We start from the raw sequence: 6,661 nt of genomic DNA, 5'->3' as shown, positions 1-6,661 counted from the left end.
GCCGCAGACCAGCAGCGCGGCCTTGAGCTTGCGTGCGACACTCAGGCGGCGCGCCGACGCGGCGGCACCGGTGAACCAAGGCAGGACAACGCGCTCACCCAGGCGGGCGAACGAAGACAACGGGCGGCGGGGGACGGCCGACATCACATGCTCCAGGCGGAATGACGCATCGGTATCGGCCGGAAACGCGTGGTCTTTAGGGAATTTTTTCGCGGTGGCCGCGACCCGCTGCCCTGCCTGCCCCTTGTAGCGGGCAGAAGCGACGGCACGATGACGGTGGCGGGCATTCCGCGGGCGCGATTCAGCGTTCGATCGCCCCCGCTTGACCTCAACCACGGTTGAGCCATCACAGTGGCCCCACCTTCCCGCACGGCCCCTGCCCATGGACCCGGAAACCTGTCGCGACTACCTGGCCCGCCTCGGCGTGGCGGCGCCACCGCCCCCTACCCTGGCCACGCTGGCACTGCTGCAGGAACGTCACAACGCCACGTTCCCGTTCGAGACGCTCACCACGCTGCTGCGCGATGCGGTGGCCATCGACCTGCCCAGCGTGGCGCACAAGCTGCTGCGCGAAGGACGCGGTGGGTATTGCTACGAGCTCAACGGACTGTTCCTGGCGCTGCTGCAGCACCTCGGCTTCGATGCCCGCGCCCTGGCCGCGCGTGTGGTCATGGGACGCACCGATGACGCCCCCACCGCGCGCACCCACATGCTGGTGCTGGTGCGCATCGACGCGGTGGACTACATCGCCGACGTCGGCTTTGGCGGCAACACCCCTACCGGCCCGCTGCGGCTGGACCATCGTTTCGCCCAGGCCACGCCGCACGAGCACTACCGGCTGGACCCGCAGCACGACCAGTTCCTGCTGCAGGTGGACATCGCCGGCGAGTGGCGGCCGCTCTACCACTTCGACCTGCAGGTGCAGGCGGCCATCGACCATGAGGTGGGCAACTGGTACGTGTGCACGCACCCACATTCGTCCTTTCCCGGACAGCTACGGGTTGCCCTGGCCGTGCCGGACGGACGCCGCACGCTCGGTGCCGGCGCCTACACCGTGCACCGCCGCGGGCAGCCCAGCGAACGCCGCCTGCTCAACGACGCCGACGATGTGCTGAGCGTGCTGCGCGATGCGTTCGGCATCACGGTGCCCGCGCACCCGCGCCTGCATGAGGCGATCACGGCGTGGCTGCGCGGGGCGGCGTGAGCCTGCACACGCAAACCGGCACGGGATGACGTCGCCTTGCAGGCCCGTTGGGACGGCGGCACCCCTGACCAGCTACATTGAATGCAATGTTATATCATTCCGACCCCAAGACTGTTTGACGCCCCTTCCTCATGAAAACCCACGCCCTGGCCTCCGCCCTGCTGGCCACGCTGTGCGCACCCGACGCGGCGGCCAGCCCGCCCTCTCCCTCGGCCGTCACGCTCGGCAGCGTGGACGCCCGCAAGGGCAGCACCGGCCCCTTGGCGTCACGCCAGGTGCTGACCTCGGTGGATGTGCTGGCTGCCGACCAGATCGCGGACAAGAATGTCGGCAACAGCTGGGAACTGCTGGGGCAGATGCCGGGCATCCAGCTCACCGAAACCCGGCAGGGTGCCGAGTCCGGCAAGGCCAGCTTCCGTGCGTTCAACGGCGAGGGCTACATCAACGGCATCAAGATCCTGATCGACGGCATTCCGAGCAACGTCAACAGCGGCAACCAGCGCTTCGTGGACATGATCTTCCCGCTGGACATCGACTACATCGAAGTAGTGCGCGGCACCAACGACCCGCGCTACGGCCTGCACAACATCGGCGGCAACATCAACGTCGGCACCCGCCAGGGGGGCACCTACACCGATGCCCGGCTCAGCTACGGCAGTTTCGACAGCCGCGAGGTGCAGCTCGCCGTCGGCCGCGAAGCCAACGGCGTGGCGCAGAACTACTTCATCGGCACCCAGGCCTCGGACGGCTATCGCGACCACGACCGGTCGCGCAAGTATTCGCTGGGCGGCAAATGGTTCATCGGCAGCGACGAGGATGTGCTCAAGGCCGGTCTGGTCGCACGCGTGTACCACCACGTTGCCGACGAACCCGGCTTTCTCACCGCCACCGAACTGGCCAGCGCACGGCGCGCATCGCCGCGCAAGAATGCCAACGATGGCGATGTGCGCGACATGCGCACCCTGGGCGCGCACCTGGACCTGCGCCTCACCGACACCCTGCAGCTCAGCAACCGGCTGTACTACAACCGGTACGAGGACGACCGCCAGGTGACCTTCACCGATTACCGGCCCGGCAACGCGCCGCGTCAGCGCCGGCAGTGGGACGAACGGCAGACCGGGCTGCTGAGCACCCTCACCTGGCGCGCCAGCGAGCGGCTCAGCGTGGCCGGCGGCATCAACGCCGAGCAGCAGGACAATGCGTACCGACGACTGCGTTACGCCTACGGCATCCCGACCGACTTCGACGCGGTACCGGCGCGCATCCAGAATGATGACCGCTATTCCCTGGACAACGTCGGCGGCTACCTGCAGGCCGTGATCCAGCCGACACCGGCGCTGACGATCATTCCGGCGTGGCGCGTGGATCGGTTCTCCGGCGACACCCACCTGCCCGGGGGCATCCGCGCACCGTTGCAGCGCTCCGGCTGGATAGACCAACCCAAACTCAGCGTGGCGTATGCGTTCACTCCCTCGCTCAACGTGTACGCCAACTGGGGCCGCACCTTCCAGCTGTTGACCGGGTCCACCGCCCCGGCTTACCTCATCCCCGGGCAGGCCGCGTTCCGCCCGTCGATCAACACCGGCAAGGAACTGGGCATCAGCTTCAGCCCGGCCGACGGCACCCAGGCCCGTGTCGCTGTCTGGCAGCAGGATGCCACCGATGAAGTGGCCAACATGCCCGCCACCGGCACCACCGTCGGCCTGGGCCAGACCCGGCGACGCGGGGTGGACCTGCAGGTCAACGCCCGCCTGAGTGCGCACTGGACGCTCTGGGCATCGCACGCCATCCAGCAGGCCAAGGTGGTCAGCGCATTCACTGCCGACGGCCGCTCACTGGCCGGCAACGAGGTGCTGGCCACGCCACGCCACATCACCAACATCGGGGCCGACTACCGCCCCGATGCACGCTGGCGCTTCGGCATTCAGGGCCGTCGGCAGGGCGACTATTACGTGGAAGAGAGCAACCAGCACGGACGCTATGGCGGCTTCGCCGTGCTGGACGCCAGCGCCGGCTACGCGCTGTCGGACCGGCTCAGCGTGGACCTGCAGGTGAAAAATCTTACCGGCCGCACCTACGCCTACGCGTGGTACGACAATTTCTTCTGGGGCGGCGATGACCAGCCGATGTTCTCGCCGGCGCCCGGGCGCAGTCTGTTCGTGTCGTTGAACCTCACGCTGTAGCAAGAACGGCCAAGCGGCCGTGGCGATGCTGGGCTACGCTGCGTGCCTGTCCCGATCCGGAAGGCGGCATGAGCGCGGCACGCAGGGCCCTGTGGTACATCGAAAGCCACCACGCCGCGCCGATCGCACTGGCCGACGTGGCACGCGTGGTGGGGGTGTCGCCGTTCCACCTGTCACGCCTGTTCCAGGCCAGCACCGGCACGTCGCTGGTGCGCTACCTGCGCGGGCGACGCCTGAGCGAAGCGGCGCGGCAACTGGCCGGCGGCGCGCCCGACATCCTGCAGGTTGCGCTGGAGGCAGGCTATGCCTCACACCCCACCTTCACCCGCGCGTTCTCCGAGCAGTTCGGCCGGCCGCCGGAGCAGGTGCGCGCGCAGGGACTGGGCAGCATCGCGTTGGTGGAGGCGATCAAGCTGCACGACGATGCCCTGCCCTGCGCGCACCCCCCGCGCATCGTCAGCGCCGACACCTTGCTGGTGGCCGGCATCGGTGCGCGCCACCACGGCGATTCGGTGGCCGCCATTCCTTCGCAATGGCAACGGCTGGCACAGCAATGCCCCACCGCACCGGAGGTGAGCTACGGGGTGTGCTGCAACAGCGACGAGGACGGCAGCTTCGACTACATCGCCGGTATCGGCGTGACCGGCTTCGCGGCGCTGCCGGATGGCTGGCAGGCCGTGCGCATTCCCGCCCACCGCTACGTGGTGGCGTGGCACGCCGGCCACATCTCGGCGATCCGCTCCACCTGGTACTGGCTGTTGAACCACTACCTGCCCGCGTCGGGCCTGAGCCTGGCCGATGCGCCGGAGCTGGAACGTTACGACGCACGCTTTGACGCGCACACCGGCCACGGCGGCATGGAAATCTGGCTGCCGCTGGCCGACACCGACCCTACATGAGAGACCGCCCATGCCACTGCCCGCCCGTTACCTGACTCTGCTGCTCTGCATGGCCAGCGCCGCCTCGCTGGCGGCCCCCGCGCCGACGGTCGTCGGGGAGCGCCATGGGCAGACCCGCAGTGCCAGCGGTGCGGTGCGCGATGCCGCGCAGCACGACGGACTGCGTTACACCGTGTGGTACCCGGCCGTGCCCGGCGCCCGCGAACGGCCCATCACCATCGGGCCCCCGGACGCCCCCTTGTTCGACGTCGGCAGCGCCGCCATCGACGCCCCGATCGCGCCGGGTGCCCTGCCCACCCTGCTGCTGTCGCACGGCAATGGCGGCAGCGCGCGGATGATGGGCTGGTTCGGCATTGCCATGGCGCGGGCCGGCTACCTGGTGATCGCCGTGGACCACCCGGGCAACAACGGCGTGGAGCCGATGACGCTGGCCGGCAGCATCCTGATCTGGGAACGCGCCGAGGACCTCAAGGCCGCACTGGCTGCCGTGCAGGCCGACCCGCAGCTCGGCGCTCACGTGGATGCCACGCGGCTGGGAGTGGCCGGTTTCTCCGCCGGCGGCTTCACTGCGCTGGCCTCCGCCGGTGCCCGCGTGGACATGGCCCACCTGCTGGCGTTCTGCCGCGCCACCCCGGATGACGGGGTGTGCCAGCCGCAACTGGAAATGCCTGCGTCCACGCTGCAGGCCCGCATCGATGCCGCAGCGACGCCCGCATTGGCGCCTTACATGGCGCAGGCAGGCGATGACCATCGCGTGCCCGGTGTGCGGGCCGCCTTCCTGATGGCACCGGCCATCGTGCAGGCCTTTACGCCGACGCAACTGCGCGCACTGCCGCAGCCGGTGTCGATTCTGCTCGGCGACGCCGATGCGGTGGCGCCGCCCTCCACCAATGGCGAGGTGCTGGCAGCGCTCGCACCGCAGGCGACGCTGCGTACATTGCCCGATGTAGGCCACTACGAATTCCTGGCCGCCTGCACGCCGCTCGGCCGCCAGCGCCTGGCCACGCTGTGCCCACCGGAGGCGCCCCAGGCCGCAGCCCACGCAGCGGCCATCGCGCAGGCGCTGCAGCTGTTTGGCGACACGTTGGCAGCGGGAACCGGCGCGCCCGCGACCCGCTAGCGCACGCCCAGCGTCATCGCCGCGCGGCCGGGGTTGTGCGTGGGGCCGGCGTCCACGCACGCAGCAAGGGCAGCGGGTCGTAAGCCCCGTCGGCCCCGTAGATGCCCCAATGCAGGTGCGGCGGCCTGCCCTTGGCATTGCCGCTGTCGCCCACGTACCCGAGCACGGTGCCGGCCGCCACCACCTCGCCGCGCACCAGGCCGTCGCGCCATCCCTCCAGATGGGCGTAGTAATAGCGCTCCCGGGCCGGCCCCAGCACCCACACCTGCCGACCGCCCAGCCCGCCCTCGCGGACATCCACCACGACCCCGTCGCCCACGCTGCGCACCGGCGTGCCACGCCTGGCGAAGATGTCGATGCCGGCATGGGTGCGGTCGCGGCCACGGGGTGCGCCAAACGTATCGGCAATGCGCCGGGCCGTCACCCCGTCCACGGGAACAGGCAGTGCAGGGGGCGGCGGCATCCGCGCCAGTGTCCACATCGCCCGCGGCACCTGCGCCCAGCGGCTGTTCCACAGGGCGCCCACGGCCACCACGCAGATGGCCAGCAGCAGCAGGCGGACCAGCCAGCGACGCAGCCGACGGGCCGGTGAGGGCGCGTTGGCAGAAGAGGAAATCGGTGTATCCGGGCGCATCGTTGCTCCAGTGGGGCGCAGGCAACGAGGGTACAAAGCGTGTGTGGGCTGGGCATGAAGTGTGCGACCGTTGTGGTCCGCGTCACGGCATTGCCGCTTCGGATGGACAGCGGCTTCACGTGCCATCTGCTGAACTGCAGCTGTCGCCTGGGAAGATCATTCCGCCTTCCCTCCGTCGGACGCCCGGCAGGCTGCTATCGAAGGCACACCATGAATACCGCATTCAAGATATTTCTGTTGGTCGGGGCCCTGCTGTATGGGCTGCCCGGGCTGGTGTGGTGGGTAAACCACCGCCGCGCAATCCGTGCCAGGCAGGGCGGTGCCGCGATGGGATCGAGCGGGCCGACCACGTGAGCCTGACCGCCGAGCAACGCCGCATCCTGGATGACATCAACGCCACCCGCCCGGTATCGGACGCCGAGGCGAACTGGGCGGTTGCCGCCGGCTACGCCGCGCAGGCCGAAGACGGCGACATCGACCTGACCCAGGCCGGGCGGCAGCTGGTGGACAGCACCACGTTGTAGTTCCTGCATCCGCCTTCAGATCACCCGCAGGGTAATCGCCTTAGACACCGCGCGGGTCCGGTCGCGCGCGCCCAGCATGGTATGGCGGTCACGTACG

The 6,661-nt window shown here is 69.4% G+C and carries 7 protein-coding genes; 6 read left to right on the top strand and 1 reads right to left on the bottom strand.

The window, feature by feature from the left end:
• Positions 1-382: 382 nt before the first annotated feature.
• From DBR34_RS10905 to DBR34_RS10890, 4 genes are all read left to right on the top strand, one after another.
• Entirely contained in the window at positions 383-1,204 is an 822-nt protein-coding gene (locus DBR34_RS10905; protein ID WP_128096808.1) for an arylamine N-acetyltransferase, read from the top strand.
• 131 nt (positions 1,205-1,335) lie between these two features.
• A complete protein-coding gene (locus DBR34_RS10900) occupies positions 1,336-3,387 on the top strand; it encodes a TonB-dependent receptor (protein ID WP_128096807.1) in 2,052 nt (683 codons plus the stop codon).
• A 68-nt stretch (positions 3,388-3,455) separates the two neighbouring features.
• On the top strand, positions 3,456-4,286 hold the full coding sequence (locus DBR34_RS10895) for an AraC family transcriptional regulator (protein WP_128096806.1): 831 nt from the start codon (positions 3,456-3,458) through the stop codon (positions 4,284-4,286).
• 10 nt (positions 4,287-4,296) lie between these two features.
• Complete coding sequence (locus tag DBR34_RS10890) at positions 4,297-5,406, top strand: alpha/beta fold hydrolase (protein WP_128096805.1); 1,110 nt, start codon at positions 4,297-4,299, stop codon at positions 5,404-5,406.
• A 13-nt stretch (positions 5,407-5,419) separates the two neighbouring features.
• Here DBR34_RS10890 and DBR34_RS10885 read toward each other — a convergent pair whose 3' ends face one another.
• Positions 5,420-6,040, bottom strand: coding sequence for a M23 family metallopeptidase (locus tag DBR34_RS10885; RefSeq protein ID WP_128096804.1), 621 nt, complete (start codon positions 6,038-6,040; stop codon positions 5,420-5,422).
• A 210-nt stretch (positions 6,041-6,250) separates the two neighbouring features.
• Between DBR34_RS10885 and DBR34_RS21330 the strand changes: the two genes are divergently transcribed.
• On the top strand, positions 6,251-6,394 hold the full coding sequence (locus DBR34_RS21330) for a hypothetical protein (RefSeq protein ID WP_181393973.1): 144 nt from the start codon (positions 6,251-6,253) through the stop codon (positions 6,392-6,394).
• Positions 6,391-6,564, top strand: coding sequence for a hypothetical protein (locus DBR34_RS21325; protein ID WP_181393972.1), 174 nt, complete (start codon positions 6,391-6,393; stop codon positions 6,562-6,564). Before DBR34_RS21330 ends, DBR34_RS21325 begins: the two co-directional genes overlap by 4 nt.
• Positions 6,565-6,661 lie beyond the last annotated feature (97 nt).

The organism is Stenotrophomonas sp. HMWF003, from assembly GCF_003061285.1.
GTDB classification, from domain to species: domain Bacteria; phylum Pseudomonadota; class Gammaproteobacteria; order Xanthomonadales; family Xanthomonadaceae; genus Stenotrophomonas; species Stenotrophomonas maltophilia_AP.
The sequence above is the reverse complement of the archived record's forward strand: the minus strand, read 5'-3'. Positions and strand labels throughout refer to the sequence as shown.